Below are 24859 nucleotides of genomic sequence, written 5' to 3'. Positions count from 1 at the left end.
CTGTAATTTTATAAATTAAGCATTACCTTTGATCTTGAGCTTAAGATCTGCCGCAAAGGTTAGCATACGATCCAGCGGGATCAATGCGGCCTGACGTAGTGCTTCATCAACAAAAATCTCATGTTCACTGCCGCCCTGCTCCAGACCATCAGCAATCGCTTTCAGGCCGTTCATCGCCATCCACGGGCAGTGAGCACAGCTGCGACAGGTGGCACCTTCGCCTGCCGTCGGCGCTTCCAGCAATTCTTTGTCCGGACACGCCTGCTGCATTTTATAAAAAATACCGCGATCGGTGGCGACGATCATCTGCTTATGCGGCATCGTCTGCGCGGCATGGATCAGCTGACTGGTAGAGCCAACGGCATCGGCCAGCTCGACGATCGCCTGCGGGGATTCAGGATGCACCAGCACCGCCGCCTCCGGGTAGAGTATCTTCATGCGCTGCAGTGCCTGCGTTTTAAACTCGTCATGAACGATACAGGCCGCCTGCCAGCAAATGACATCTGCGCCACTTTTTCGCGTGACATACTGTCCAAGATGGCGATCGGGAGCCCAGATAATTTTCTCTCCCAGACTGTCGAGATGCTCAATCAATTCCACAGCAATACTGGAGGTCACCACCCAGTCAGCACGGGCTTTTACCGCCGCAGAGGTATTGGCATACACCACCACGGTGCGATCAGGATGGGCATCACAGAATTGGCTGAATTCCTCGATCGGGCAGCCGAGATCGAGTGAACACTCGGCCTGAAGGGTTGGCATGAGAATGGTTTTTTCCGGGCTGAGGATCTTGGCCGTTTCGCCCATAAAACGCACTCCAGCAACCAGCAGGGTGGAAGCAGAGTGCTGGCTGCCAAAGCGCGCCATTTCAAGAGAATCAGAGACGCAGCCACCGGTCTCTTCTGCCAGGGCCTGAATTTCCGGATCGGTGTAATAATGAGCGACCATGACCGCATCACGCTCTTTCAGCAGGCGTTTGATTTTTTCACGGTAGAACTGTTTTTCATCAACAGATAAACGTGCCGGTTTTGGCGGGAAGGGGTAAACAGCGGCTTCGGGATCAAACATCAGGCTCATAAGGCAACTCTCGTTTCTTCAACTTAACCGAATTAACGTAGAAGGCCCATCTGGTGCCAACTCTACGGCTGGTTTGTTTTATATGCTAAACACGATAGCTGAAAAATGAACCTATGTCGCCGGATTTCTAACTTTTGCCTCAGGATGTGATGCCGATCATCAAAGAGACTCCTCCGCCCACAACTGCCCCCCTTCCAGACGCAGTAAAAAGGCTTTGGCTGCCAGGCCACCGGCAAATCCGGTCAGTTTACCATTGGCGCCAATCACCCGGTGGCAAGGGGCAATAATTGAGAGTGGATTTTTTCCATTGGCTGCGCCCACTGCACGAACAGAGTTGGGGTTGCCGATCTGGTGGGCGATTTCCCCGTAGCTGCGCGTTTCACCAAAGGGGATGGTGATCAACGCCGCCCAGACCTGCTTCTGGAACGTCGTGCCGATGAAATCCAGCGGCAAGCTGAACTGCTGGCGATGGCCGGCAAAATATTCGCGCAGCTGCCGTTCGGCTTCGAGCAAGGTTGCGTTGTGGGTGTCTTCCAGCTGTGGCCTGAAGCGCACACGTTTGGGATCATCATTTTCCCACAGAATAGCGGCGAGACCCTGTTCGCTTGCCACCAGTTTCAACTCACCAACCGGGGATTGCATCATTTTATAGTAGAAAGCCATCTTCCCTCTCCTTCTCTGTCTGGGGTACGCGCTATTATGCCCTGGGGATGGCATATCACTGGCCGTTTTCGGACATCAGTACAGAATAATGTTGTGTCCGCAAACGGCGAGTACTGGATGCGCTAAACACCTAATCTGAAGTGAATTCTGTGCGACAGGACATAACGATGATTGACCCAATCTCAGCTTACCGCGCCCTCACCTCACGCGATGCGCGTTTTGACGGCATATTCTACGTGGGTGTGACCTCAACCGGCATTTATTGTCGTCCCGTTTGCCCGGTGAAGGCACCACGTGCGGAGAACTGCCTGTTTTTCGACAGCGCTGAAGCGGCAGAAAAAGCCACCTTTCGGCCCTGCCTCCGTTGCAGACCCGAGCTGGCTCCCGGCCATGCGCCTGTCGATCACAGTCAGCGTATTGCCGAACGGTTGATGCAGCGTATTGATGAAGGGATGATTGAGCAGGTCGACAGCCTGGAAGAGATTGCTGCCAGTTTTCATCTCAGTCTGCGTCAACTTCGCCGCATTGTTCATAAAGAGCTGGGCGTTTCGCCACAGGAGTTACGCCAAACCCGGCGATTGCTGCTGGCTAAACAGTTATTGAGCGAAACCCATTTGCCCGTCACGCAAATTGCGTTTGCCAGTGGGTTTTCCAGCCTGCGTCGTTTTAACGCTGCGTTCAGCAGCCAGTATCGTATGCCCCCTTCGCATTTGCGTAAGAACATGAAGATCAGAGAAGGAGGCATCGACAGCAACGACACGTCAACATTGCAGCTCAGCTATCGCCCTCCTTATGACTGGGAGGCGATGCTGGCCTTCCTGCGCCGTCGTGCGCTGCTGGGCGTAGAGAGTGTAGATGATGTCAGTTATGCCCGTACCGTGCGTCTGGGGCCGCATTATGGATGGATAAGAGTGACGCAGCAGGCAGAGAAAAATATGCTGCAGGTTGAGTTCACACATTCACTGAATGCCGTTTTGCCTGTGCTGCTGCGCCGACTGAGAAATCTGTTTGACCTGAATGCCCGCCCTGACCTGATTGCAGAACACCTGGGACAGGACCCGTTGCTGCACGCCTCAGTGCTGGCGCATCCCGGATTACGGGTTCCCGGTGCGTTCGACGGTTTTGAGATGGCCGTGCGTGCGATTCTCGGCCAGCAGATCACCGTGAAAGCCGCTGCTACGTTGGGTGGACGCTTCGCCACCGCGTTGGGGGAAAAGATCACTACGCCCTTTGCCGAACTGACACATCTTTCTCCCCTGCCAGCCCGGGTGGCGCAATGCAGTGTGGATGAGATTGCCCGCCTGGGGATTGTCAGTGCCCGCACCCGCTGTATCCTGGCGTTGGCGGAACAGTGTGCTCTGGAGAAACTGCAACTGGATATCGTCAGCAATCCTGACGATACGATTGCACAACTGTTAGCCTTGCCTGGCATTGGTGACTGGACGGCGAAATACCTCGCGATGCGCGCATTACGCTGGCCTGACGCGTTTCCGGCGGGAGATATTGTGGTACGCAATAATCTCGGTGGTCTTAGCGTTAAACAGGCGGAGGAGCGTTCACAAGCATGGCGTCCGTGGCGCAGCTATGCGGTGATGCATATCTGGCACAGTGGAAAATTGGTATAAAGGAACGGGGCGACCGGACACTCAAATCGCAGACAGCAAAAAGGCGCCTTTAGGGCGCCTTCTTACACTGGTGGGTCGTGCAGGATGACTCGGCTTCGCCTCGCCCTCCGGGTCGTTGCCTTTGGCAACGCTGTCTCACTGCGTTCGACTCGAACCTGCTGCAGGTTCTCACCCTACACGAATCGCAGACAGCAAAAAGGCGCCTTTAGGGCGCCTTCTTACATTGGTGGGTCGTGCAGGATGACTCGGCTTTGCCTCGCCCTCCGGGTCGTTGCCTTCAGCAACGCTGTCTCACTACGTTCGACTCGAACCTGCTGCAGGTTCTCATACTGCCCGAATCGCAGACAGCAAAAAGGCGCCTTTAGGGCGCCTTCTTACATTGGTGGGTCGTGCAGGATGACTCGGCTTTGCCTCGCCCTCCGGGTCGTTGCCTTTGGCAACGCTGTCTCACTGCGTTCGACTCGAACCTGCTGCAGGTTCTCACCCTACACGAATCGCAGACAGCAAAAAGGCGCCTTTAGGGCGCCTTCTTACATTGGTGGGTCGTGCAGGATATGCCTCGCATCATATTGATGCTCGCCCTGCGGGTGATGCTGGCGCATCAGCACAAAATTGCAGTGCAATTTTGTCGAACCTGCTGCAGGTTCTCATCCTGCACGTTAAGCTTCACCGCACAGAAACGAAAAAAGCGCCTGTTAGGCGCTTTTTTCTGAATTGGTGGGTCGTGCAGGATTCGAACCTGCGACCAATTGATTAAAAGTCAACTGCTCTACCAACTGAGCTAACGACCCGATATGGTGGGTGATGACGGGCTCGAACCGCCGACCCCCTCCGTGTAAAGGAGATGCTCTACCAACTGAGCTAATCACCCATATCAGAACTGCTACGCATGTTTATCTCTTAAGAGATGGTGGGTCGTGCAGGATTCGAACCTGCGACCAATTGATTAAAAGTCAACTGCTCTACCAACTGAGCTAACGACCCGCAATGCGGTAAAACTGGACTACGCTATAACTTGCTACTTTGAAGTGGTGGGTCGTGCAGGATGACTTCGCCCTTCGGGCCGTTGCTGAAGCAACGTTGTCTCGCTTTCGCTCGACTCGAACCTTTTACGGTTCTCATCCTTCACGGTTTACACCGCTTACTACTTTGAAGTGGTGGGTCGTGCAGGATTCGAACCTGCGACCAATTGATTAAAAGTCAACTGCTCTACCAACTGAGCTAACGACCCGATATGGTGGGTGATGACGGGCTCGAACCGCCGACCCCCTCCGTGTAAAGGAGATGCTCTACCAACTGAGCTAATCACCCATATCAAAACTTCAAAGCACGGTTTACACCGTTTAAAACTGAATAGTGGTGGGTCGTGCAGGATGACTTCGCCCTACGGGCCGTTGCTGAAGCAACGTTGTCTCGCTTTCGCTCGACTCGAACTTTTTACGGTTCTCATCCTTCACGGTTTACACCGTTTAAAACTTAATAGTGGTGGGTCGTGCAGGATTCGAACCTGCGACCAATTGATTAAAAGTCAACTGCTCTACCAACTGAGCTAACGACCCGCTTTTGTGCTGCTGGCGTCTCTTAACATATCCCCCGGCAACGGCGGCATATATTACTGATTTGAATTTCCAGCGCAACCACTATTTCAGGATAAGTTGTTCAACTGCTTAGCTTTCACGCGGTAAGACCATATTTCAGGCTAAAATGAGCTCAATCACGCCAATCAGAGTGCCGCTGAGCGCTTTTGTGCCTGTTTTGCGGCTTCACTGTTAGGGTACAGTTTGACCACCTGCTGATAGACCGCTTTGGCTTTCGCCTTGTCGCCTTTTTCCTGCATGATCACCCCCACCTTCAGCAGCGCATCTGCACTCTTCGGTGATTTTGGGTAATTTTTGACAACAGTCGCGAAATAAAACGCGGCATCGTCTTTTTTGCCTTTGTTGTAATTCAACTGACCAAGCCAATAGTTCGCGTTAGGCTGAAAAGTCGAATCCGGGTATTTCTTCACAAAGGACTGAAATGCTGCGATAGCCTGATCGTACTGTTTTTTCTCCAGTACCAGCGCCACTGCCGCATTGTAATCGGTATTCGCATCCCCACTTTGGGTTGGGGCAGCAGCGGCAGCAGGAGCTGCTGCCGCTGCATTGCTGCCGTCAGAGGACGTATCGGCGGCTGCCGCACCCGCACCTGACGCGGCCGCTGCACCGGCGTTTGCACCACCGCTGCTGAGACTGTCAATCTGCTGGTAAAGTCCTTTCTGACGCTCCACAACCTGATTCAGCTGATAGCTGTTTTCCTGAATTTGACCACGTAGTGAGTCAATATCATTTTGAGTTTCGGAAAGTTGCTGCTGAAGTTGCTGGAGGAGTTGCGCCTGAGCATTAGAAATACGCTCAAGTGTAGTGACACGGTCTTCAACCGAGCCGGAGCCAACGTTACTGATTGTTGCCTGGGCATTAGCGGCCCAGGGGGCCGCTACGCCAACCAGTAACGACAGACTCAACAGGTGAGTTCTGAAGCTACTAATCATGTGATTCTCTTAGTAAACCAGTACTGCACGACGGTTTTTAGCATAAGCTGATTCGTCGTGACCCAGTACTGCAGGTTTTTCTTTACCGTAAGAAACGATAGAGATCTGGTCAGCAGAAACGCCTTTACCCTGCAGGTACATTTTAACAGCTGAAGCACGACGTTCGCCCAGGGCGATGTTGTATTCAGGTGTACCGCGCTCATCCGCATGACCTTCTACGGTCACTTTGTATGATGGGTTGCTACGCAGGAAGTTAGCGTGCGCATCCAGCATCTGAGCGAAGTCAGAAGCGATGTCATACTTGTCCAGACCGAAGTATACGATGTTGTTTTTCTGCAGTTCTTGCATCTGCAGACGTGCCTGCTCGTCAGAAGACATGTTACCGCTGTTCATGCCGCTGTTAGAACCGTCACCAAGACCGTTAGTCTGGTCGTTGTTGTTGTTCTTATGAGAGCTACATGCAGCCACTGCGATTACTGGCAGTGCCAGCATTAAGCCTTTCAGCACTTTGTTCAGTTGCATTGTTTAATTCCTATTATAGTTTGCCATACATATTTACACATGCATCACAGATACGGCGACCAGGCAGGAAATTTGACCTGTCCATCAGTTGCCGGAAGACGCGCTTTGAAACGCCCATCCGTCGAAACCAACTGCAATACGGAACCCATACCCTGAGTAGAGCTATAGATTACCATTGTGCCGTTAGGTGCGAGACTTGGCGTCTCATCCAGGAACGTGTCCGTTAATTGTTGAACGGCTCCCGTTACCAGATCTTGTCGGGCGATGTGTTGAGCACCGCCATTGGTGCTGACCATCACCATTGATTTGCCATCAGAGCTGACGTCTGAGTCCTGGTTCTGAGAACCTTCCCAGGTAATACGTTGAGCTGTACCGCCGCTTGCGCTGATTTTATAAATTTGTGGACGACCTGCCTGATCGGAGGTGTAAGCCAGACTCTGGCTGTCCGGGAACCAGGTTGGTTCGGTGCTGTTATAACGACCATCAGTGATCTGACGAATCTGACCAGAACCAAGGTCCATCACGTACAGATTCAGGCTACCGGTTTTTGATAACGCAAATGCCAGTTTGCTGCCATCTGGGGAGAAGGCTGGCGCACCGTTGTGACGTGGGAACGAAGCAACCTGCCTGATCGCGCCATTAGCCAGCGTCTGGATAACCAGCGCAGACTTACCGCTTTCAAAGGTCACGTAAGCCACTTTGCTGCCGTCTGGAGACCAGGCTGGTGACATCAGTGGTTCTGGTGAACGATGCACAACAAACTGGTTGTAACCATCGTAATCAGATACGCGCAGTTCATACGGGAATTGACCGCCGTTGGTCTGCACTACGTAAGCAATACGGGTACGGAATGCCCCTTTGATGCTGGTCAGTTTTTCAAAGCTTTCATCACTGGCCGTATGCGCGGCATAACGTAACCACTGTTTAGTCACTTTGAACTGATTCTGCGCCAGCACAGCGCCAGGGTTAGCCGAGGTATCGACCAACTGGTAGGAAACTGTATAGCTGCCGTCAGCACCTGGCTGAACCTGGCCTACCACGACGGCATCAATGCCCAGCGCGCTCCATGCAGCGGGCTGCACTTCGGCAGCAGAGGTTGGCTGCTGTGGTAAACGTGAACGATCGATTGGATTGAATTTACCGCTGTTACGCAAGTCGGCAGCAACAATGCCACCAATATCTTCCGGTGCGGCACCTGGACCATCCCATTTAAACGGCACAACGCCGATAGGACGTGCGGAATTCACACCCTGAGTAATTTCAATGCGAACTTCTGCATGCGCGACCGCGACAAACAGCATTAAAAAACTCAGCGCTACACGAAATGCCTGCTTCATTCTTTCTCCCTTATCCGGGCATAGCACCCACGATAATTAGCCTTGTATCAAGAAACCTAAGAGTACGGCACGCAAAACATAGTTCAACATGCCGCTGATGACCGAATTCTTACAGTTTAAACTCGACTGTCGCTTCTTTCACCGCCTGCCAGACATCCTGGGTAGGCGGTTTTGGAATTTTAGCAGTACGAGCAGCACTTAACGCGGCCTGACAGAGCGCAGCATCACCACCGGCCGTCGTCGCTGAAATCAGCAGCCCGTCCGGAGCCAGTTTGATGCGGATATCGCAGGTTTGCCCGGCGAAAGTATCCGCATTATACAATTTACTTTGAATCGCGCCTTTAACCTGTCCGAGGTAACTGTCGATAGCAGCACCGGATGCACCCGATTTTTTCTGCGTACCCTGCCCCGCAGCACCACCGCCGCCAGCAGCGTTACCCGACTTCGGCGCATTTTTACCTGAGGTCAGGTCACCCAGTAAGTCACCGACATCACCCGACTCTTTCGCGGCTTCAGCTGCTGCTTTCTTCTTGGCTGCGGCATCGGCTTTGGCTTTCGCTGCGGCATCAGCTTTCGCTTTTGCAGCCGCTTCCGCTTTTTCTTTGGCAGCAGTCGCCGCTTTCTCTTTGGCTTCTTCCGCTGCTTTTTCTTTCGCCTCAGCCGCCGCCTGTGCTTTGGCTTCCTGAGCAGCAGCCTTCGCATCCGCCGCCGCTTTTGCCTCAGCAGTCGCTTTGGCTTTTGCATCCGCTGCCGCTTTCACTTTAGCGGCTTCCGCAGCGGCCTGTTTCGCTTCTGCTTCGGCTTCTTTCTTCGCATCAGCAGCCGCTTTTTTCGCTTCTTCTGCAGCTTTTTTCTGTGCATCAGCAGCAGACTTCGCCTGGGCATCCGCCTGGGCTTTCGCATCGGCTTTGGCTTTTGCCGCGGCGGCTTCAGCCTGTTTCTGCTCCTGCTGTGCCTGCTTCGCCGCATCCGCGGCTTGCTTCTGCTCGGCGGCCTGTTCTGCCGCCTGCTGTTTGGCATCTTCCTGCGCCTGCAGACGTTCTTTCTCGATCTGTTTCAGCCTTTGCTGTTCTGCGGCCTGTTTCTGCTGCAACTCTTCCGCCTGCTGTTTAGCCTGCTTCTGACGTTGTTGCTCGGCACGCTTGCTGTCGCTCTGCTGATTTTGCTGACGATTGTACTGTTCTACCACCGCGCCAGGATCGACCATGACTGCATCAATATCGCTACCGCCACCACCGCCGCTGGCGTCGATGTTTTCGTCAAACGAACTCCATACCAGCACGGCCACCAGAATAATGTGGAAGATGACTGATATTGTTATCGCTCGTTTTAACTTTTCGTCTTGCTCGGTTGCCTTCGACACTCTCGGTTCCCAAAAACGGTTCGAATGAATTAAATCGGCTGCGTCATTAATCCGACAGACTTCACGCCTGCCTGATGCAGCAAGTTCAGCGCCTTGATGATTTCCTCGTAAGGAACCTCTTTGGCCCCGCCAATCAGGAACACCGTTTTCGGGTTAGCCGTAATGCGGCGCTGCGCTTCGGCCACCACTTGTTCCGCTGGCAACTGCTCCATCCGATCGTGATCGACCACCAGGCTGTACTGCCCGACACCCGCGACTTCAACAATCACAGGAGGATTATCATCGCTGGAGACGGTTTTAGAATCTGTAGCGTCCGGGAGATCAACTTCCACGCTTTGAGTGATGATCGGCGCCGTTGCCATGAAAATCAGCAACAGCACCAGCAGCACGTCCAGCAACGGAACAATATTGATCTCGGACTTGACGTCGCGGCGACCGCGACCACGCCTTCTGGCCATGCTAACCTCCGACTTACTTGCTTACGTCGCTAGAGAACGCCTGACGATGCAGGATAGCCGTGAACTCTTCCATAAAGTTGTCGTAGTTCTGCTCAAGTTTGTTCACACGCTGCGTCAGGCGGTTGTAAGCCATGACCGCAGGGATGGCCGCAAACAGACCAATTGCAGTTGCAATCAGTGCTTCAGCAATACCCGGTGCCACCATCTGTAAGGTGGCCTGTTTCACCGCGCCCAGCGCGATGAAGGCATGCATAATCCCCCATACCGTACCAAACAGACCAATATAAGGGCTGATGGAACCTACGGTACCCAGGAAAGGTATATGGTTTTCCAGCGCTTCCAGTTCACGGTTCATGGAAATACGCATGGCACGCGTCGCCCCCTCCACGACCGCTTCCGGCGCATGGTTGTTAGCACGATGCAGACGGGCAAACTCTTTAAAACCCGCATAGAAAATCTGCTCAGAACCGCCCAGCTCATCGCGACGGGCCTGGCTTTCCTGATAGAGACGAGACAGTTCGATACCGGACCAAAACTTATCTTCGAAGGCGTCTGCATCACGCGTGGCCGCATTCAAAATACGGGTACGCTGAATGATTACAGCCCAGGAGGCGATAGAAAATCCGATCAATATCAACATGATAAGTTTGACCAGAAGGCTCGCCTTCAGGAACAAATCAAGAATGTTCATGTCAGTCACTGCTTGAACTCCGCGACAATAGACTTGGGAAGCGCTATCGGCTTCATTAGATGTGGATTGATGCAGGCGATCAGGACCTCTGCTTCATTGAGCACACGGCCTTCTGCATTAACGATGCGTTGTGCGAATGTCATGGTCGTTCTGGTCATGCCAATAACCTCGCTTTGCACATCGAGCATATCGTCGAGGCGTGCAGCTGCAAGGTAATCAACCGTGATACGACGCACGACAAAGGCCACCTGCTGTTCCAGCAGAACCTGTTGATTGAAATGGCGCTGGCGCAGCATTTCAGTCCGTGCCCGTTCATAAAAAGCGACATAGCTGGCGTGGTAAACCACACCACCGGCATCGGTATCTTCGTAATAGACACGCACCGGCCATCGAAACAGCGTTGTACTCACTCTACATCCCGGTAATGCTAACGTTGGTACAGGAAAACGTTGCTACTATACGCAAGAGCTAACCTGTTGGGAATGGGTTGCCAGAGGCTGACGAAAATAATTATCCCTGCGTAACAACTTCACTAATTTCAGGACATTTGTTAGACAAATATTGACATAAACGCAGCTAAAAATAGCTTCAGCGACATTTATTATGGCGAGGGACAAAGAGGAAAACAGAGGGACAGATGAATCTGTCCCTCTGCACGATCAGAGGAAGAAAAAAACAACGCCACTCATGGCAACTAACAAGGCAGGAAGTGGAGAGAAAAATCCGCGCCAGCGTAGACGATGCGGGCGGAACCCCACACCGTGAATTACGCCCGTGCAGACCGCCCACATCAGCAACAGCCCCTGCCAGATAGCCAGCTCACTGCTGTTCGCGGCAAAGCGCGATGGGTTCCAGAACATACACCCCGCCAGCAGTAACGCGGCCACCAGGGAAAGCGCCCTCAGCGGGCCCTTGTCCATCAGTTGATAGAGACGAGCGATGCCCTCCCCCATCACAGTTCCTCTTTACTCGCGGCTGACGCTTCAGCTTGTTCCAGCGCCAGAGCGGTAATGATACCGAAGGCACAGGCCAGCAGCGTGCCAAGAATCCAGGCAAAATACCACATGATGTCGCTCCTTCTTTAGTAGAGAGAATTACTGTTATTTTCAATCTGTTCTTTGGTCACACGGCCGAACATTTTGTAGTAACACCAGGTTGTGTAAGCCAGGATAATTGGCACAAAGATAGCCGCTACCACGGTCATGACGTTGAGTGTCAATACCGTCGACGTAGCATCCCACATGGTCAGGCTCACATTCGGTACGGTACTGGATGGCATAACGAACGGGAACATCGTAATACCGGCCGTCAGAATGACACAGGCCAGCGTCAGTGAAGAAAACAGGAACGCCCAGGCCCCTTTCTCAATACGCGAGAAGAGGATAGTCAGTAACGGCAGTACCACGCCCAGCACCGGAATGGCCCAGAGAATCGGCGCATTATTGAAGTTCACCATCCAGGCACCCGCCTGACGGCTGACTTCTTTCACCAGTGGATTAGACGCACCGTTATGATCGAGTGCCGAGGTCACCACATAACCATCAATGCCGTACACCACCCAGACACCCGCCAGCGCGAAGCAGACCATCATCACGGCAGCAGAAATCTGCGCGGCTTTACGGGTACGCAGATGCAATTCACCGACGGTGCGCATCTGCAAATACGTTGCACCCTGGGTCAGGATCATCGTCAGACTGACAATCCCCGCCAGCAGACCAAACGGATTCAGCAGTTGGAAGAAGTTGCCGGTATAGAACAGGCGCAAATCGTTGTCGATGTGGAAAGGTACACCTTGTAAGAGGTTACCAAAGGCGACACCAATGACCAGCGGCGGGACAAAGCTGCCGATGAAAATCCCCCAGTCCCACATCCCGCGCCAGCGCATATCTTCAATCTTGGAGCGGTAGTCAAACCCGACCGGACGGAAGAATAATGAGGCCAGCACCAGGATCATCGCCACATAAAAACCGGAAAACGCAGCGGCATAAACCATCGGCCAGGCAGCAAACAATGCACCACCAGCCGTGATCAACCAGACCTGGTTACCGTCCCAGTGTGGGGCGATACTGTTGATCATAATACGGCGTTCAGTATCAGAACGCCCCAGGATGCGGGTCAGCATGCCAACGCCCATATCAAAACCGTCAGCGACTGCAAAACCGATCAGCAAAATACCAATCAGCAACCACCAGAGAAAGCGCAATTCTTCATAAGTTAACATGTATGGACTCCTGTCTTAGCGTGCCGGCTGCGAGGCGATGCTGGACTGCTCATAGTGATAGCGTCCGGTTTTCAGGCTGCTAGGACCCAGGCGGGCAAACTTGAACATCAGGTACATTTCAGCCACCAGGAACAGCGTATACAGACCACAAATCAGCCCCATCGAGAACAGTAGATCGCCTACAGTCAGTGATGAGTTCGCTACAGCGGTGGGCAGCACTTCACCAATCGCCCAGGGTTGACGGCCATATTCCGCAACAAACCAGCCAGATTCAATCGCAATCCACGGCAGCGGAATGCCGTACAGCGCGCATTTCAGCAGGAGTGGGCATTTACCAATGCGATTACGAATAACGGTCCAGAATGACAGCCCGATAATCAGTAACATCAACACGCCACAGGCGACCATAATGCGGAAGGAGAAGTAGAGTGGAGCAACGCTGGGAATCGAATCTTTCGTTGCCTGCTGGATCTGAGCTTCGCTGGCATCCGCAACGTTCGCTGTATAGCGTTTCAACAGCAAGCCATAGCCCAGATCCTGTTTGGCCGCATTGAATGCAGTACGCACGGCTGGGTCCTGGTTGCCGGTACGTAGTTCCTGCAACAGCTGGTAAGCCTTCATCCCGTTACGGATGCGCACTTCATGCTGCTCCATCAACTCTTTCAAACCGGTGACCTGTTTGTCGACGGAACGGGTCGCGATCAGGCCCAGCGCCCAGGGGATCTGAATAGCATAGTTATTCTTCTGTGCTTCCTGATCGGGGATACCGAACAGTGTAAAGGCGGCCGGCGCTGGCTGCGTTTCCCACTCGGCTTCTATCGCGGCAAGCTTGGTTTTCTGCACATCACCAATTTCATAGCCCGATTCATCACCCAGTACGATAACAGACAGGATAGCGGCCATACCAAAGCTGGCAGCAATCGCGAATGAACGTTTGGCAAAAGCGATATCACGGCCGCGCAGCAAGTAGTAAGCACTGATGCCCAGAATAAACATCGCACCACAGGTATAACCGGCTGCCACGGTGTGCACGAATTTCACCTGTGCTACCGGGTTTAATACCAGTTCGGAGAAGCTGACCATCTCCATACGCATCGTTTCGAAGTTAAACTCAGAGGCCACTGGATTCTGCATCCAGCCGTTTGCCACCAGAATCCACAATGCGGAGAGGTTGGAACCGAGAGCCACCAGCCAGGTCACGGCCATGTGCTGTACTTTGCCCAGGCGATCCCAGCCGAAGAAGAACAGCCCGACAAAGGTCGACTCAAGGAAGAATGCCATCAGGCCTTCAATGGCCAGCGGGGCACCGAAGATATCACCCACATAGTGCGAGTAATAAGACCAGTTAGTGCCGAACTGAAACTCCATCGTAAGCCCGGTTGCAACACCCAGGGCAAAGTTAATACCAAATAACTTGCCCCAAAACTTGGTCATATCTTTGTAGATTTGTTTACCCGACAACACATATACCGTTTCCATAATGGCCAGTAAAAACGCCATACCCAGCGTTAAAGGCACAAACAGAAAATGGTACATAGCAGTCAAAGCAAACTGTAATCGCGACAGTTCGACAATATCAAACATTCTGACTCCTTGCTCCGCAAGTGGGTTCCGACAGAAGAATACCCGAGTAAATTACTCAGAATTACCTGGAGACATCCCAATAAATAAAAAAGAAAACGTAATCCCGTAAAGTGTCTCCTGACACAGGGAATCATCCCAGCCATAGGGCTAAAAGGGTTAGTAACAACCTTAGAAGATCCAGAAAGACATCCCGACTTCCATAATACGCCTTTATACACACAGGTTTAAAGTGGTTTTGTGACGACAGTATTATTTTTAGCAGGCTGTATCAACTTTTAATGAGATAGCGGAAACAACCTGAATTTGATGTAGCGCAATTTAAACCAAAAACGCACAAAGACTCCAGTAATATACCCAATAAATAAGTCTGCTTTTCTTGATCTAAATTAAGATTGAGATCTCATATATTGTGGTAGCAAGGTTTGTTTGTTAAAGGTTTGTATGCGATTACAGGGGGAAGGTTAAAATATAAAAACAATGGAGTGGCAATTTAACGTTAAATTACATCTGAGAGCTTTAATAATAATTTAACGTTAATCACTAACAGTAAAAAGTGTGGCAGACAACCATAAAAAAGGCCACCCTCAGGTGGCCTGTATTGCAGTAAACAAGCGTATTACTGTGGCAGTACCGCTTTTACGGCCTCGCCGATATCAGCCAGGCTACGCACGGTTTTCACGCCTGCTGCTTCCAGCGCTGCAAACTTCTCGTCTGCTGTGCCTTTACCGCCTGCGATGATAGCCCCTGCGTGCCCCATACGTTTGCCCTTAGGCGCCGTCACACCGGCGATGTAACCCACTACCGGTTTAGTCACGTACTCTTTGATAAACGCAGCAGCTTCTTCTTCTGCGCTACCGCCGATTTCACCAATCATGACGATGGCTTCGGTCTGTGGGTCATCCTGGAACAGCTTCAGGATATCGATGAAGTTAGAGCCTGGGATCGGGTCACCACCGATACCGACGCAGGTAGACTGGCCGTAACCAATATCTGTCGTCTGCTTCACGGCTTCATAGGTCAGCGTACCGGAACGGGACACGATGCCAATGCGGCCTGGCTGGTGAATATGGCCAGGCATGATGCCGATCTTACAGGCTCCCGGGGTAATAACACCCGGGCAGTTTGGACCGATCATACGCACACCGGCTTCATCCAGCTTCACTTTCACGGTCAGCATATCCAGCGTTGGGATGCCTTCAGTGATGGTGATGATCAGCTTAATGCCCGCTTCAATCGCTTCCAGGATACCGTCTTTGCAGAACGGAGCCGGTACGTAAATCACGGATGCTGTCGCACCTGTTGCTTCTACCGCTTCGCGCACGGTGTTAAATACCGGCAGACCCAGATGCTCAGTGCCGCCTTTACCTGGCGTTACACCGCCGACCAGCTGAGTACCATAGGCTAGCGCCTGTTCGGAGTGGAAAGTCCCCTGACCACCGGTGAAGCCCTGGCAGATAACTTTGGTGTTTTTATCAATCAGAATAGACATTATTTACCCTCCGCTGCGGCAACAACACGGTGCGCCGCATCGCTCAGGCTGGTTGCTGCAATAATATTCAGGCCGCTGTCTGCCAGTTTTTTGGCACCCAGCTCGGCATTGTTCCCTTCCAGACGCACCACCACCGGCACGTTTACACCCACTTCTTCCACCGCACCGATAATGCCGTCAGCAATCAGGTCGCAGCGAACGATACCGCCGAAGATGTTAACAAAGACCGCTTTCACCGCGTCATCTGACAGGATTATTTTAAAGGCTTCGGTCACGCGCTCTTTGGTCGCACCGCCGCCAACATCAAGGAAGTTAGCAGGCTGGCCACCGCTCAGTTTCACGATGTCCATCGTACCCATCGCCAGACCCGCACCGTTGACCATACAACCGATGTTACCTTCCAGCGCCACGTAGTTCAGTTCCCACTGCGCTGCATGTGCTTCGCGGGAGTCTTCCTGGCTTGGGTCGCGCATTTCGCGCAGCTCTGGCTGGCGGAACAAAGCATTGCCGTCAGCCGTCAGCTTGCCGTCCAGGCAAACCAGGTCGCCCTGCTTAGTGATCACTAACGGGTTGATCTCAACCAGCGCCAGATCACGCTCCAGGAACAGCGTTGCCAGACCCATAAAGATCTTGGTGAACTGACCAACCTGCTTACCAGTCAGACCTAGTTTAAACGCCAGCTCACGACCCTGGTAAGGCTGTGGCCCGGTGAGGGGATCCAGCGCCATTTTGTGAATCAGGTGCGGGGTTTCTTCCGCCACTTTCTCAATTTCCACGCCGCCTTCGGTTGACGCCATAAACACCACGCGACGGGTGCCACGGTCAACGACTGCGCCCAGGTACAGTTCCTGGTCGATATCGGTCGCGGATTCCACCAGAATCTGGTTAACCGGCTGGCCATGTGCGTCAGTCTGGTAGGTCACCAGACGTTTACCCAGCCAGTTTTCAGCGAAAGCGCGGATCTCTTCTTTACTGTTAACCACTTTCACACCGCCCGCTTTACCGCGGCCACCGGCATGAACCTGACATTTCACTACCCACGGGCCGGCACCAATCTTAGAGGCGGCTTCTTCTGCTTCGCGTGGCGTGGTGCAGGCATAACCGGTTGGTGCCGGTAAACCATACCGTGCAAACAACTGTTTTGCCTGATATTCGTGTAAGTTCATGATGTTCTATCCATTCAGGTCTGAAAAGACTTAGCCGCCAGAAGCGGCTACACATAGGGTTGGGTACGACAATATACTGCCGTACCCCAGGGGTTTAGACATCCAGCAGCAGACGCGCCGGATCTTCCAGCAGCTCTTTGATCGCCACCAGATAGCCCACTGATTCGCGGCCATCGATCAGACGGTGATCGTAAGAGAGTGCCAGATACATCATTGGCTGGATAACGACCTGGCCATTCACCGCCATTGGGCGATCTTTAATGGCATGCATACCCAGGATCGCGCTCTGCGGCGGGTTGATAATCGGGGTAGACATCAGGGAACCGAAAACACCACCGTTAGTAATGGTGAAGTTACCGCCAGTCAGTTCGTCAACAGTCAACTTACCGTCGCGTCCTTTCACTGCCAGCTCTTTAATTTTCTTCTCAATGTCAGCCATGCTCAAAGCATCAACATCTTTCAGCACCGGAGTCACCAGGCCGCGCGGTGTGGAAACCGCAATGCTGACGTCGAAGTAGTTGTGATACACCACTTCTTCACCATCGATGGACGCATTCACTTCCGGGTAGCGTTTCAAGGCTTCAACAACGGCTTTAATGTAGAAGGACATAAAGCCCAGACGCACACCGTGACGTTTTTCGAAGGCATCACCATACTGCTTACGCAGTGCCATGATGGGCTGCATGTTGACTTCGTTGAACGTGGTCAGCATTGCCGTGCTGTTTTTCGCTTCCAGCAGGCGTTCAGCCACACGCTTGCGCAGGCGCGTCATTGGCACACGCTTCTCGCTGCGGTTGCCCAGAGAAGCAGCCGGTGCGGTAGCAGCAGGTGCCGCTTTCGCTTCAGCAGCTTTCGCCGGAGCATTTGCCAGATGTTTTTCCACATCTTCACGGGTGATACGACCACCCACGCCGCTGCCTTTGATTGCGGCAGCGTCAAGGCTGTGCTCGGCAATCAGACGGCGAATCGCCGGGCTGAGCGCATCGTTGCTCTCTTCTTCAAGTGAGGCCGTTGCGCGCTGCGCAGGGGTCGCCTCTTTGGCTTCGGCTTTGGCAGAGGTTTCTTTGCCGCCGCTATTACCTTCTTTCAAGCGACCCAGCGCCTGACGAGACACCACGGTGGCGCCTTCATCTTCGAGGATAGCTTCCAGTACGCCATCCGCCGAGGCAGGCACTTCCAGAATCACTTTGTCTGTTTCAATTTCTACCAGCACTTCGTCACGTTTGACGCTGTCGCCCGGTTTTTTGTGCCAGGTTGCCACGGTGGCATCTGCCACGGATTCAGGCAGGTCAGGAACAACGATATCTACGCTACTCATTCTATTTCCTTAATTATTCAACGTTCAGCGCGTCATTAACCAGATCTTGCTGCTGCTGCTGGTGAACGGACATATAGCCAACTGCCGGAGATGCAGATGCAGGGCGACCGGCATAACGTAATGAAGCCCCAAACGGCACGACTTCGCGGAAGTGATGCTGACTGCAATACCATGCACCCTGGTTCAGTGGCTCTTCCTGACACCAGACAAAATCATGCACGTGAGAATACTGCTGCAACACATCCTGCACCGCTTTGTGTGGGAACGGATAAAGCTGCTCAATACGCACGATAGCGACGTCGGTTTGCTCATTCTTACGACGTTTATCCAGCAGGTCGTAATACACCTTACCGGAACACAGTACGACACGTTTGACGTCTTTAGGGTCGAGATTGTCGATTTCACCAATGGCAGGCAGGAACGCTCCGCTGGCCAACTCTTCCAGTGAAGATACCGCCTGCGGATGACGTAACAATGACTTCGGTGACATCACCACCAGCGGACGGCGCATACCGCGCAGCGCCTGACGACGCAGCATGTGGTAAACCTGCGCAGGTGTAGACGGCACGCAAACCTGCATGTTCTGCTCTGCACAAAGTTGCAGGTAACGCTCCAGGCGCGCAGAGGAGTGCTCAGGGCCCTGACCTTCATAGCCATGTGGCAGAAGCATCACCAGGCCACACATACGGCCCCACTTCTGCTCGCCGGAGCTGATGAACTGGTCAATAACGACCTGCGCCCCGTTAGCGAAGTCACCGAACTGTGCTTCCCAGATGGTCAGGGTGCGCGGTTCTGCGGTGGCATAGCCATATTCAAACGCCAGCACGGCTTCTTCTGACAGCACGGAGTCCCATACTTTGAAGATGCCCTGCCCGTTATGCACATGCTGTAACGGAGTGTAGGTCGACCCATTCGCCTGGTTATGGATAACCGCATGACGATGGAAGAACGTACCGCGCCCCATATCCTCGCCGGAAAGACGGCATGGAATGCCTTCATCCACCAGCGTGGCGTACGCGAGGTTTTCTGCTGCGCCCCAGTCGAACGGCTTATTTCCGGCCGCCATTTCAGCGCGATCGTTGTAAATCTTGGCCACACGGGACTGCATTTCGACAGATTCCGGTACCGTGCTGATGCGTTTTGCCAGTGCCTGCAAACGCTTCAGTTCGATAGATTCCGGGTAGCCTTCATCCCAGTCATGGTTTAGATACGGCGACCAGGTGAAAGAGTGGAGGCTCATTGGGCGCCATTCCGGTACCACGCACTCACCTGCATCCAGAGCATCACGGTACAGGTTGACCATTTCCGTGGCATCTTCCAGGCTGGCGACCTTTTCGGCTTCCAGCTTGTCAGCATAGAGTTTACGCGGCGTCGGGTGTTTCTTGATTTTCTGGTACATCACAGGCTGCGTGGCGCTTGGCTCATCAGCTTCGTTATGGCCATGACGGCGATAACAGACCAGATCAATAAACACGTCGCGTTTAAAGGTGTTACGGAAATCCAACGCCAGACGGGTGACAAAGGCAACCGCTTCCGGGTCATCCGCGTTGACGTGGAAGATCGGGGCCAGCACCATTTTACCAATATCGGTACAGTACTGAGTTGAACGTGCATCTTTAGGGTTTGAGGTGGTGAAACCAATCTGGTTGTTGATCACGATACGTACTGTACCGCCCACTTCGTAACCCCGGGCCTGCGACATGTTCAGGGTTTCCTGCACCACGCCCTGCCCGATAACGGCAGCATCACCGTGAATAGTGATAGGTAAGACTTTGTTGCTGGCAGGTTCATCAAGACGGTCAAGACGGGCGCGGACAGATCCCATGACCACCGGGCTGACAATCTCGAGATGTGATGGGTTAAACGCCAGCGCCAGGTGAACCATGCCGCCTTCAGTTTCCACATCCGATGAGAAGCCCATATGGTACTTCACGTCACCCGTGCCAAGATGCTCTTTATGCTTACCAGAGAATTCGTCGAACAGGTCCTGTGGCTTTTTGCCCAGCACGTTGATCAGCACGTTCAGACGGCCGCGGTGTGCCATACCCAGCACCACTTCGCGCGTACCGCTCTTACCGGCATGACGAATCATCTCATTCAGCATCGGCACCAGCGCGTCACCGCCTTCCAGTGAGAAGCGTTTAGCACCCGGGAATTTCGCGCCCAGATAGCGCTCCAGACCTTCTGCTGCAGTCAGCTGCTTGAGGAAGCCCTTTTTCTCTTCAACAGAGTAAGATGCCTGCCCCACCACCGATTCCAGACGCTGTTGGATCCAGCGTTTTTCTTCGGTGTTGGTCATGTGCATATATTCCGCACCGATCGAACCGCAATAGGTTTGCTGCAGCGCCGCAAACAGATCCGCCAGCTTCAGTGTCTCTTTACCAATGGCAAAGGAACCGACATTGAAACTTTCCTGGAAATCGGCTTCGCTCAGACCATGGTAGGCTGGGTCGAGATCCGGTACAGCTTCCTGCTTCCACAGGCCTAACGGGTCGAGGTTTGCTTGCTGATGTCCGCGGAAACGGAAGGCGTTGATCAGTTGCAGTACCTTAACCTGTTTAGCATTGGTTTCAGGATCGCTGACGGAGGCGGTATAGCGCGAAGCATCTTTCGCCAGACGGCGGAAATACTCGCGGGTGGTGGAGTGAAATTGCTCAGGTCTAACCCCAGTTCCAGGAAGCTGCTGGAAAAGAGACTTCCAGGCCACATCGACAGAGTCAGGATCGGTTAAAAAGTCCTCATAGAGCTGCTCTATGTAGGACTGGTTCGCGCCGGCCAGCCAGGAGGAGTCCAGCCAGGGTTTCATCGCGCTGTTCTGCATTGTGATCCCTTAAGCATATTTGTGCTTTTTTTTTCGCCGTGGTTGGTTAATGGAACCTTTGCAAGTCCCGCGCCGCGTTAACGGCTTACCGTGGTACGGTTCTTCGATACGAGCGACCGGCCCGTAAGGGAACCTTTGCAAAGGGTTTCCGGCAACTTCACTCTGCCGAAAACACCTTACAAAGATGACCTGGTAAAACACCGGGAACCCGCAGGCTCCCGGTACGTCAGTGTTAAGCGCCCCGCTGCAACAGCATCGACTTAATATGGCCGATGGCACGCGTTGGGTTTAGCCCTTTAGGACATACGCTCACACAGTTCATGATACTGTGACAGCGGAATACACTGAAAGCATCGTTCAGATTATCAAGACGCGCATCGGTTTCGGTGTCACGGCTATCAATCAGGAAACGGTATGCCGCCAGCAAACCTGCCGGACCGATAAATTTGTCCGGGTTCCACCAGAATGACGGGCATGAGGTCGAGCAACAGGCGCAAAGAATACATTCGTACAGACCATCCAGTTTTTCACGCTGTTCCGGCTCCTGAAGATGTTCCCTTGCTGGTGGTTTTTGCCCATTATTCAACAGGTAAGGCTTAATCTTCTCATACTGAGCATAGAATTGCCCCATGTCCACCACCAAATCGCGGATCACCGGTAAACCGGGCAGCGGGCGGATCACAATTTTCTGTTTACCATTACCCAGCGCAGAAACGGGGGTAATGCAGGCAAGGCCATTTTTACCGTTCATATTGAGACCGTCAGAGCCACACACCCCTTCACGGCACGAGCGGCGAAACGCTAACGTCGGGTCTTTCTCTTTCAGACGCATCAGCGCGTCCAGCAACATCATGTCACGGCCGTCTTCTGACTCCAGCGTGTATTCCTGCATACGCGGAGCATCATCGACATCCGGATTGTAACGATAGATGGAAAATTCGAGTCTCATGGTGTTATCTCCGCAAACTAGTATGTACGTGCTTTCGGCGGGAAGGCCGCACGCAGTTTCGGCTGCATGTTCACTTCACGGCGCGTCATGCTTTCAGTCAGCGGCAGATACACGCTGTGACATAACCAGTTTGCATCGTCACGTTCAGGATAGTCGAAGCGGCTATGTGCCCCACGGCTTTCCGTACGATAGTTGGCTGACACCGCTGTGGCGTAGGCCGTCTCCATCAGGTTATCCAGCTCCAGGCACTCAACACGCTGGGTGTTGAAATCGCTGGAACGGTCATCCAGACGGGCATTCTTCAGACGCTCGCGCAACACTTTCAACTCTTCCAGACCCCGCGCCATCGCATCACCTTCACGGAAGACCGAGAAGTTATTCTGCATACAGGCCTGCAACGCTTTACGCAGATCTGCCGGATCTTCACCCGTGACGTTGTTATTCCAGCGGTTCAGTCGGGCCAGAGAAGCGTCAATTTCTTCTTCCGTGGCTTCGCGCAGCTCACCCTGCTCGGCAATGGATTCCTGCAGATGCACACCAGCAGCACGGCCAAACACCACCAGATCGAGCAGCGAGTTGCCGCCAAGACGGTTAGCCCCGTGGACGGATACGCAGGCAATTTCACCCACCGCAAACAGGCCCGGAACCAGAACATCTTCACCTTTCTCGTTCACCGTCAGTGCCTGACCGCTCACACGCGTTGGAATCCCCCCCATCATATAGTGGCAGGTTGGGATGACCGGGATCGGTTCTTTCACCGGATCAACGTGCGCAAAGGTCCGCGACAGCTCAAGGATGCCCGGCAAACGCGCTTCCAGCACCTCTTTACCCAGGTGGTCCAGCTTCAGCTTAGCGTGTGGACCCCACGGACCGTCACAGCCACGACCTTCACGGATTTCGATCATGATAGAACGTGCTACCACGTCACGACCCGCCAGGTCTTTCGCATTTGGCGCGTAACGCTCCATAAAGCGTTCGCCGTGTTTATTCAGCAGATATCCGCCTTCACCACGGCAACCTTCGGTCACCAGCACGCCCGCACCCGCAATACCGGTCGGGTGGAACTGCCACATTTCCATATCCTGCACTGGTACACCGGCACGCAATGCCATACCGACGCCGTCACCGGTGTTGATATGCGCATTGGTTGTAGACTGGTAAATACGTCCGGCACCGCCGGTCGCCAGCACGGTGGCACGCGCTTTGAAGTACACCACTTCACCATCTTCAATGTTCAGCGCAGTACAGCCGACAATCGCGCCATCGGCGTTTTTCACCAGATCCAACGCATACCATTCGGAAAAGATAGTGGTGTGGTTTTTTAGGTTCTGCTGATACAGCGTATGCAACAATGCGTGGCCGGTACGGTCAGCGGCTGCAGCCGTTCGTGCCGCCTGCTCACCGCCGAAGTTTTTCGACTGGCCACCAAACGGACGCTGATAAATACGACCATCATCCAGACGGGAGAATGGCAGGCCCATATGTTCCAGCTCAAGAATCGCTTCCGGACCGGTTTTACACATATATTCAATCGCGTCCTGGTCACCGATATAGTCGGAACCTTTGACCGTGTCATACATGTGCCATTCCCAGTTGTCTTCATGGGTATTACCCAGCGCAACGGTAATACCGCCTTGCGCAGAAACGGTATGAGAACGGGTTGGGAAAACTTTGGACAACAGGGCACAGGTCTGGCCCGATTGGGAAATCTGTAAGGCGGCGCGCATACCTGCACCGCCTGCGCCGATAACCACGGCATCAAATTCTCTGACTGGCAAACTCATCACGCACCCCACACAACAACGGTTCCATAAATTGCATACACCAACAGGGCTACCACAATCACCAGTTGCAGCATCATGCGCAGCGCCAGTGGTTTAATGTAGTCAGTCAGTACCTGCCACATCCCAATCCAGCCATGCACCAGAATGGAGAACAGCGTCAGAAGGGTGAAGACTTTCGTGAAGTTTGAGGCAAAAAAACCACGCCAGATGTCATAGGTCAGGGTCCCTGACATCACGATAAAGCCGAGGATATACAGCACATAGAGGGTCATAACCATGGCGGCAGCACGCAGCAGCAACCAGTCATGAATGCCGTTGCGACCCAGTGCAGAAGCATTGCTTACCATACGAGGACTCCAGCCAGGATTGAGAGCACGACAGTGATACCGAATGCAATTTGCGCGGAAAACTTACCCGTTTCTAAGGTTTCACCGAGGAAACCAAAGTCCATCATCATATGGCGAATGCCGCCAGCGATATGGTACGCCAGTGCGGTTAAGATGCCCCACATGATGAATTTGGCAATAAAGCTATCCATGACGGCAGAAGCCTGAAGGAAGCCTTCGGGAGAAGAGAGAGACAGACCCAGTAACCAGAGCAGAATCCCGATCGACACAAAGGTGATCACGCCGGACACGCGGTGGAGAATGGACGCAATTGCGGTTAAGGGAAACCGGATCGTAGTGAGATCCAAGTTGACAGGTCTTTGTTTTTTCACGGTTTTGCCCACACAGCTTTTCTTATTTTGCTTCCTCCGGTCCTGAAGGGGGGTCAGACAGCGTTATCTAAGTTGACCATTCGCGCCAGGCACCAAAACTACAACGTCCAGTGTCAAAAACGACGCGTATGAAACGCTGGGTGGCTCCTACTGCAGGGGAAATCCGGAGACCTGGCGGCAGTATAGGTGGATCACATTCTCATTACAATTCCCCTACAAACTCTTTGGGAACATTTCAGCGGAACAGTGATCACTCTCACGGTTTTCATAATTGATACAATTTTAATTATCTGATTTGACAAAAGTTCAACATTCTTGTTACAAACGGACGAATAAAAGTTCTATGATGCACAAAAGTTATGGGGATACACTTTCCCCTAAGCACAAGTTATGTAACATTGGTTGGGATTACCCATAAAGCATCAGGTTTTGACGACAACGTAAGTCATTACCAAACCGGGTCTTTATACAACCATGCTACGCATCAGTAATATGTCATCCCGGCCAGCACGCGCCCGTCACTCTGTACCCTGCACGCAAAAA

22 protein-coding genes, 6 tRNA genes and 6 other RNA genes are annotated in these 24859 nt (G+C 53.0%); 1 reads left to right on the top strand and 33 read right to left on the bottom strand.

Annotated features, from left to right (window positions below):
* Nucleotides 1-15: 15 nt before the first annotated feature.
* Nucleotides 16-1077 (bottom strand): quinolinate synthase NadA, encoded by a 1062-nt coding sequence (gene nadA / locus LJN55_RS06540; RefSeq protein ID WP_227535880.1) that lies wholly within the window; start codon nucleotides 1075-1077, stop codon nucleotides 16-18.
* A 159-nt stretch (nucleotides 1078-1236) separates the two neighbouring features.
* Nucleotides 1237-1740, bottom strand: a complete 504-nt coding sequence (locus LJN55_RS06535; protein ID WP_133841215.1) for a methylated-DNA--[protein]-cysteine S-methyltransferase — start codon at nucleotides 1738-1740, stop codon at nucleotides 1237-1239.
* 167 nt (nucleotides 1741-1907) lie between these two features.
* On the opposite strand from LJN55_RS06535, the gene LJN55_RS06530 reads away from it, so the two are divergent.
* Nucleotides 1908-3365: a DNA-3-methyladenine glycosylase 2 gene (locus tag LJN55_RS06530; protein WP_227535879.1), complete on the top strand. Its 1458-nt coding sequence runs from the start codon at nucleotides 1908-1910 to the stop codon at nucleotides 3363-3365.
* A gap of 68 nt (nucleotides 3366-3433) precedes the next feature.
* On the opposite strand, the gene LJN55_RS06525 is transcribed toward LJN55_RS06530, so the two are convergent.
* From LJN55_RS06525 to sdhC, 31 genes are all read right to left on the bottom strand, one after another.
* A non-coding RNA gene (locus LJN55_RS06525) (RtT sRNA) lies at nucleotides 3434-3558 on the bottom strand.
* Nucleotides 3559-3589: 31 nt separating this feature from the next.
* A non-coding RNA gene (locus tag LJN55_RS06520) (RtT sRNA) lies at nucleotides 3590-3714 on the bottom strand.
* A 31-nt stretch (nucleotides 3715-3745) separates the two neighbouring features.
* Nucleotides 3746-3870, bottom strand: a non-coding RNA gene (locus LJN55_RS06515) — RtT sRNA.
* Between the two features lie 31 nt (nucleotides 3871-3901).
* A non-coding RNA gene (locus tag LJN55_RS06510) (RtT sRNA) lies at nucleotides 3902-4037 on the bottom strand.
* Nucleotides 4038-4080: 43 nt separating this feature from the next.
* Nucleotides 4081-4156, bottom strand: a tRNA-Lys gene (locus LJN55_RS06505).
* Between the two features lie 4 nt (nucleotides 4157-4160).
* Nucleotides 4161-4236 (bottom strand) — tRNA-Val (locus LJN55_RS06500).
* Nucleotides 4237-4273: 37 nt separating this feature from the next.
* Nucleotides 4274-4349: transfer RNA gene (locus LJN55_RS06495), tRNA-Lys, on the bottom strand.
* A 45-nt stretch (nucleotides 4350-4394) separates the two neighbouring features.
* Nucleotides 4395-4508, bottom strand: a non-coding RNA gene (locus LJN55_RS06490) — RtT sRNA.
* A gap of 12 nt (nucleotides 4509-4520) precedes the next feature.
* A tRNA-Lys gene (locus LJN55_RS06485) sits at nucleotides 4521-4596 on the bottom strand.
* Between the two features lie 4 nt (nucleotides 4597-4600).
* A tRNA-Val gene (locus LJN55_RS06480) sits at nucleotides 4601-4676 on the bottom strand.
* A gap of 46 nt (nucleotides 4677-4722) precedes the next feature.
* Nucleotides 4723-4836: non-coding RNA, RtT sRNA (locus tag LJN55_RS06475), on the bottom strand.
* A 12-nt stretch (nucleotides 4837-4848) separates the two neighbouring features.
* Nucleotides 4849-4924: transfer RNA gene (locus LJN55_RS06470), tRNA-Lys, on the bottom strand.
* Between the two features lie 164 nt (nucleotides 4925-5088).
* Nucleotides 5089-5895: a cell division protein CpoB gene (cpoB, locus tag LJN55_RS06465; protein ID WP_159337428.1), complete on the bottom strand. Its 807-nt coding sequence runs from the start codon at nucleotides 5893-5895 to the stop codon at nucleotides 5089-5091.
* Nucleotides 5896-5904: 9 nt separating this feature from the next.
* On the bottom strand, nucleotides 5905-6417 hold the full coding sequence (gene pal / locus LJN55_RS06460) for a peptidoglycan-associated lipoprotein Pal (RefSeq protein WP_133845490.1): 513 nt from the start codon (nucleotides 6415-6417) through the stop codon (nucleotides 5905-5907).
* Nucleotides 6418-6461: 44 nt separating this feature from the next.
* Complete coding sequence (tolB, locus tag LJN55_RS06455; RefSeq protein ID WP_200641585.1) at nucleotides 6462-7754, bottom strand: Tol-Pal system beta propeller repeat protein TolB; 1293 nt, start codon at nucleotides 7752-7754, stop codon at nucleotides 6462-6464.
* Between the two features lie 109 nt (nucleotides 7755-7863).
* Nucleotides 7864-9117, bottom strand: coding sequence for a cell envelope integrity protein TolA (gene tolA, locus LJN55_RS06450; RefSeq protein ID WP_212815925.1), 1254 nt, complete (start codon nucleotides 9115-9117; stop codon nucleotides 7864-7866).
* 29 nt (nucleotides 9118-9146) lie between these two features.
* Nucleotides 9147-9575, bottom strand: coding sequence for a colicin uptake protein TolR (tolR, locus tag LJN55_RS06445; protein WP_062748479.1), 429 nt, complete (start codon nucleotides 9573-9575; stop codon nucleotides 9147-9149).
* Nucleotides 9576-9588: 13 nt separating this feature from the next.
* Nucleotides 9589-10266: a Tol-Pal system protein TolQ gene (gene tolQ / locus LJN55_RS06440; protein ID WP_171148735.1), complete on the bottom strand. Its 678-nt coding sequence runs from the start codon at nucleotides 10264-10266 to the stop codon at nucleotides 9589-9591.
* A 5-nt stretch (nucleotides 10267-10271) separates the two neighbouring features.
* On the bottom strand, nucleotides 10272-10676 hold the full coding sequence (gene ybgC / locus LJN55_RS06435; protein WP_133845496.1) for a tol-pal system-associated acyl-CoA thioesterase: 405 nt from the start codon (nucleotides 10674-10676) through the stop codon (nucleotides 10272-10274).
* A gap of 249 nt (nucleotides 10677-10925) precedes the next feature.
* Nucleotides 10926-11219 (bottom strand): cyd operon protein YbgE, encoded by a 294-nt coding sequence (gene ybgE, locus LJN55_RS06430; protein WP_133845498.1) that lies wholly within the window; start codon nucleotides 11217-11219, stop codon nucleotides 10926-10928.
* Nucleotides 11219-11332, bottom strand: a complete 114-nt coding sequence (gene cydX, locus LJN55_RS06425) for a cytochrome bd-I oxidase subunit CydX (protein WP_133845500.1) — start codon at nucleotides 11330-11332, stop codon at nucleotides 11219-11221. The genes ybgE and cydX overlap by 1 nt, the downstream gene beginning before the upstream one ends.
* Before the next feature lie 15 nt (nucleotides 11333-11347).
* Nucleotides 11348-12487 carry a cytochrome d ubiquinol oxidase subunit II gene (gene cydB / locus LJN55_RS06420; RefSeq protein WP_227535878.1) on the bottom strand — a complete coding sequence of 380 codons (1140 nt, stop codon included), beginning with the start codon at nucleotides 12485-12487 and terminating at the stop codon, nucleotides 11348-11350.
* A 15-nt stretch (nucleotides 12488-12502) separates the two neighbouring features.
* Complete coding sequence (cydA, locus tag LJN55_RS06415; RefSeq protein ID WP_133845504.1) at nucleotides 12503-14071, bottom strand: cytochrome ubiquinol oxidase subunit I; 1569 nt, start codon at nucleotides 14069-14071, stop codon at nucleotides 12503-12505.
* Between the two features lie 616 nt (nucleotides 14072-14687).
* The gene (gene sucD, locus LJN55_RS06410) at nucleotides 14688-15560 is read right to left on the bottom strand and encodes a succinate--CoA ligase subunit alpha (RefSeq protein ID WP_062748464.1); all 873 of its coding nucleotides are present in this window, start codon (nucleotides 15558-15560) and stop codon (nucleotides 14688-14690) included.
* Entirely contained in the window at nucleotides 15560-16726 is a 1167-nt protein-coding gene (sucC, locus tag LJN55_RS06405) for an ADP-forming succinate--CoA ligase subunit beta (RefSeq protein WP_062748462.1), read from the bottom strand. Before sucC ends, sucD begins: the two co-directional genes overlap by 1 nt.
* Before the next feature lie 94 nt (nucleotides 16727-16820).
* The gene (gene odhB / locus LJN55_RS06400) at nucleotides 16821-18044 is read right to left on the bottom strand and encodes a 2-oxoglutarate dehydrogenase complex dihydrolipoyllysine-residue succinyltransferase (protein WP_133845506.1); all 1224 of its coding nucleotides are present in this window, start codon (nucleotides 18042-18044) and stop codon (nucleotides 16821-16823) included.
* Nucleotides 18045-18057: 13 nt separating this feature from the next.
* Nucleotides 18058-20865: a 2-oxoglutarate dehydrogenase E1 component gene (sucA, locus tag LJN55_RS06395; RefSeq protein WP_227535877.1), complete on the bottom strand. Its 2808-nt coding sequence runs from the start codon at nucleotides 20863-20865 to the stop codon at nucleotides 18058-18060.
* A gap of 232 nt (nucleotides 20866-21097) precedes the next feature.
* Complete coding sequence (locus LJN55_RS06390; protein ID WP_133845510.1) at nucleotides 21098-21814, bottom strand: succinate dehydrogenase iron-sulfur subunit; 717 nt, start codon at nucleotides 21812-21814, stop codon at nucleotides 21098-21100.
* 17 nt (nucleotides 21815-21831) lie between these two features.
* On the bottom strand, nucleotides 21832-23598 hold the full coding sequence (gene sdhA / locus LJN55_RS06385; protein ID WP_133845512.1) for a succinate dehydrogenase flavoprotein subunit: 1767 nt from the start codon (nucleotides 23596-23598) through the stop codon (nucleotides 21832-21834).
* The gene (gene sdhD / locus LJN55_RS06380; RefSeq protein ID WP_133845514.1) at nucleotides 23598-23945 is read right to left on the bottom strand and encodes a succinate dehydrogenase membrane anchor subunit; all 348 of its coding nucleotides are present in this window, start codon (nucleotides 23943-23945) and stop codon (nucleotides 23598-23600) included. Before sdhD ends, sdhA begins: the two co-directional genes overlap by 1 nt.
* The gene (gene sdhC, locus LJN55_RS06375; RefSeq protein WP_133845516.1) at nucleotides 23939-24328 is read right to left on the bottom strand and encodes a succinate dehydrogenase cytochrome b556 subunit; all 390 of its coding nucleotides are present in this window, start codon (nucleotides 24326-24328) and stop codon (nucleotides 23939-23941) included. Before sdhC ends, sdhD begins: the two co-directional genes overlap by 7 nt.
* Nucleotides 24329-24859 lie beyond the last annotated feature (531 nt).

Source organism: Erwinia rhapontici, assembly GCF_020683125.1.
Classification (GTDB): Bacteria; Pseudomonadota; Gammaproteobacteria; order Enterobacterales; family Enterobacteriaceae; genus Erwinia; species Erwinia rhapontici.
The sequence above is the reverse complement of the archived record's forward strand: the minus strand, read 5'-3'. Positions and strand labels throughout refer to the sequence as shown.

Excerpts from the sequence above, each read along its gene's own strand:
- nadA (WP_227535880.1), bottom strand. The coding sequence starts at position 1,077 with ATGAGCCTGATGTTTGATCCCGAAGCCGCTGTTTACCCCTTCCCGCCA.
- LJN55_RS06535 (WP_133841215.1), bottom strand. The coding sequence starts at position 1,740 with ATGGCTTTCTACTATAAAATGATGCAATCCCCGGTTGGTGAGTTGAAA.
- LJN55_RS06530 (WP_227535879.1), top strand. The coding sequence starts at position 1,908 with ATGATTGACCCAATCTCAGCTTACCGCGCCCTCACCTCACGCGATGCG.
- cpoB (WP_159337428.1), bottom strand. The coding sequence starts at position 5,895 with ATGATTAGTAGCTTCAGAACTCACCTGTTGAGTCTGTCGTTACTGGTT.
- pal (WP_133845490.1), bottom strand. The coding sequence starts at position 6,417 with ATGCAACTGAACAAAGTGCTGAAAGGCTTAATGCTGGCACTGCCAGTA.
- tolB (WP_200641585.1), bottom strand. The coding sequence starts at position 7,754 with ATGAAGCAGGCATTTCGTGTAGCGCTGAGTTTTTTAATGCTGTTTGTC.
- tolR (WP_062748479.1), bottom strand. The coding sequence starts at position 9,575 with ATGGCCAGAAGGCGTGGTCGCGGTCGCCGCGACGTCAAGTCCGAGATC.
- tolQ (WP_171148735.1), bottom strand. The coding sequence starts at position 10,266 with ATGAACATTCTTGATTTGTTCCTGAAGGCGAGCCTTCTGGTCAAACTT.
- ybgE (WP_133845498.1), bottom strand. The coding sequence starts at position 11,219 with ATGGGGGAGGGCATCGCTCGTCTCTATCAACTGATGGACAAGGGCCCG.
- cydX (WP_133845500.1), bottom strand. The coding sequence starts at position 11,332 with ATGTGGTATTTTGCCTGGATTCTTGGCACGCTGCTGGCCTGTGCCTTC.
- cydB (WP_227535878.1), bottom strand. The coding sequence starts at position 12,487 with ATGTTAACTTATGAAGAATTGCGCTTTCTCTGGTGGTTGCTGATTGGT.
- cydA (WP_133845504.1), bottom strand. The coding sequence starts at position 14,071 with ATGTTTGATATTGTCGAACTGTCGCGATTACAGTTTGCTTTGACTGCT.
- sucD (WP_062748464.1), bottom strand. The coding sequence starts at position 15,560 with ATGTCTATTCTGATTGATAAAAACACCAAAGTTATCTGCCAGGGCTTC.
- sucC (WP_062748462.1), bottom strand. The coding sequence starts at position 16,726 with ATGAACTTACACGAATATCAGGCAAAACAGTTGTTTGCACGGTATGGT.
- odhB (WP_133845506.1), bottom strand. The coding sequence starts at position 18,044 with ATGAGTAGCGTAGATATCGTTGTTCCTGACCTGCCTGAATCCGTGGCA.
- sucA (WP_227535877.1), bottom strand. The coding sequence starts at position 20,865 with ATGCAGAACAGCGCGATGAAACCCTGGCTGGACTCCTCCTGGCTGGCC.
- LJN55_RS06390 (WP_133845510.1), bottom strand. The coding sequence starts at position 21,814 with ATGAGACTCGAATTTTCCATCTATCGTTACAATCCGGATGTCGATGAT.
- sdhA (WP_133845512.1), bottom strand. The coding sequence starts at position 23,598 with ATGAGTTTGCCAGTCAGAGAATTTGATGCCGTGGTTATCGGCGCAGGC.
- sdhD (WP_133845514.1), bottom strand. The coding sequence starts at position 23,945 with ATGGTAAGCAATGCTTCTGCACTGGGTCGCAACGGCATTCATGACTGG.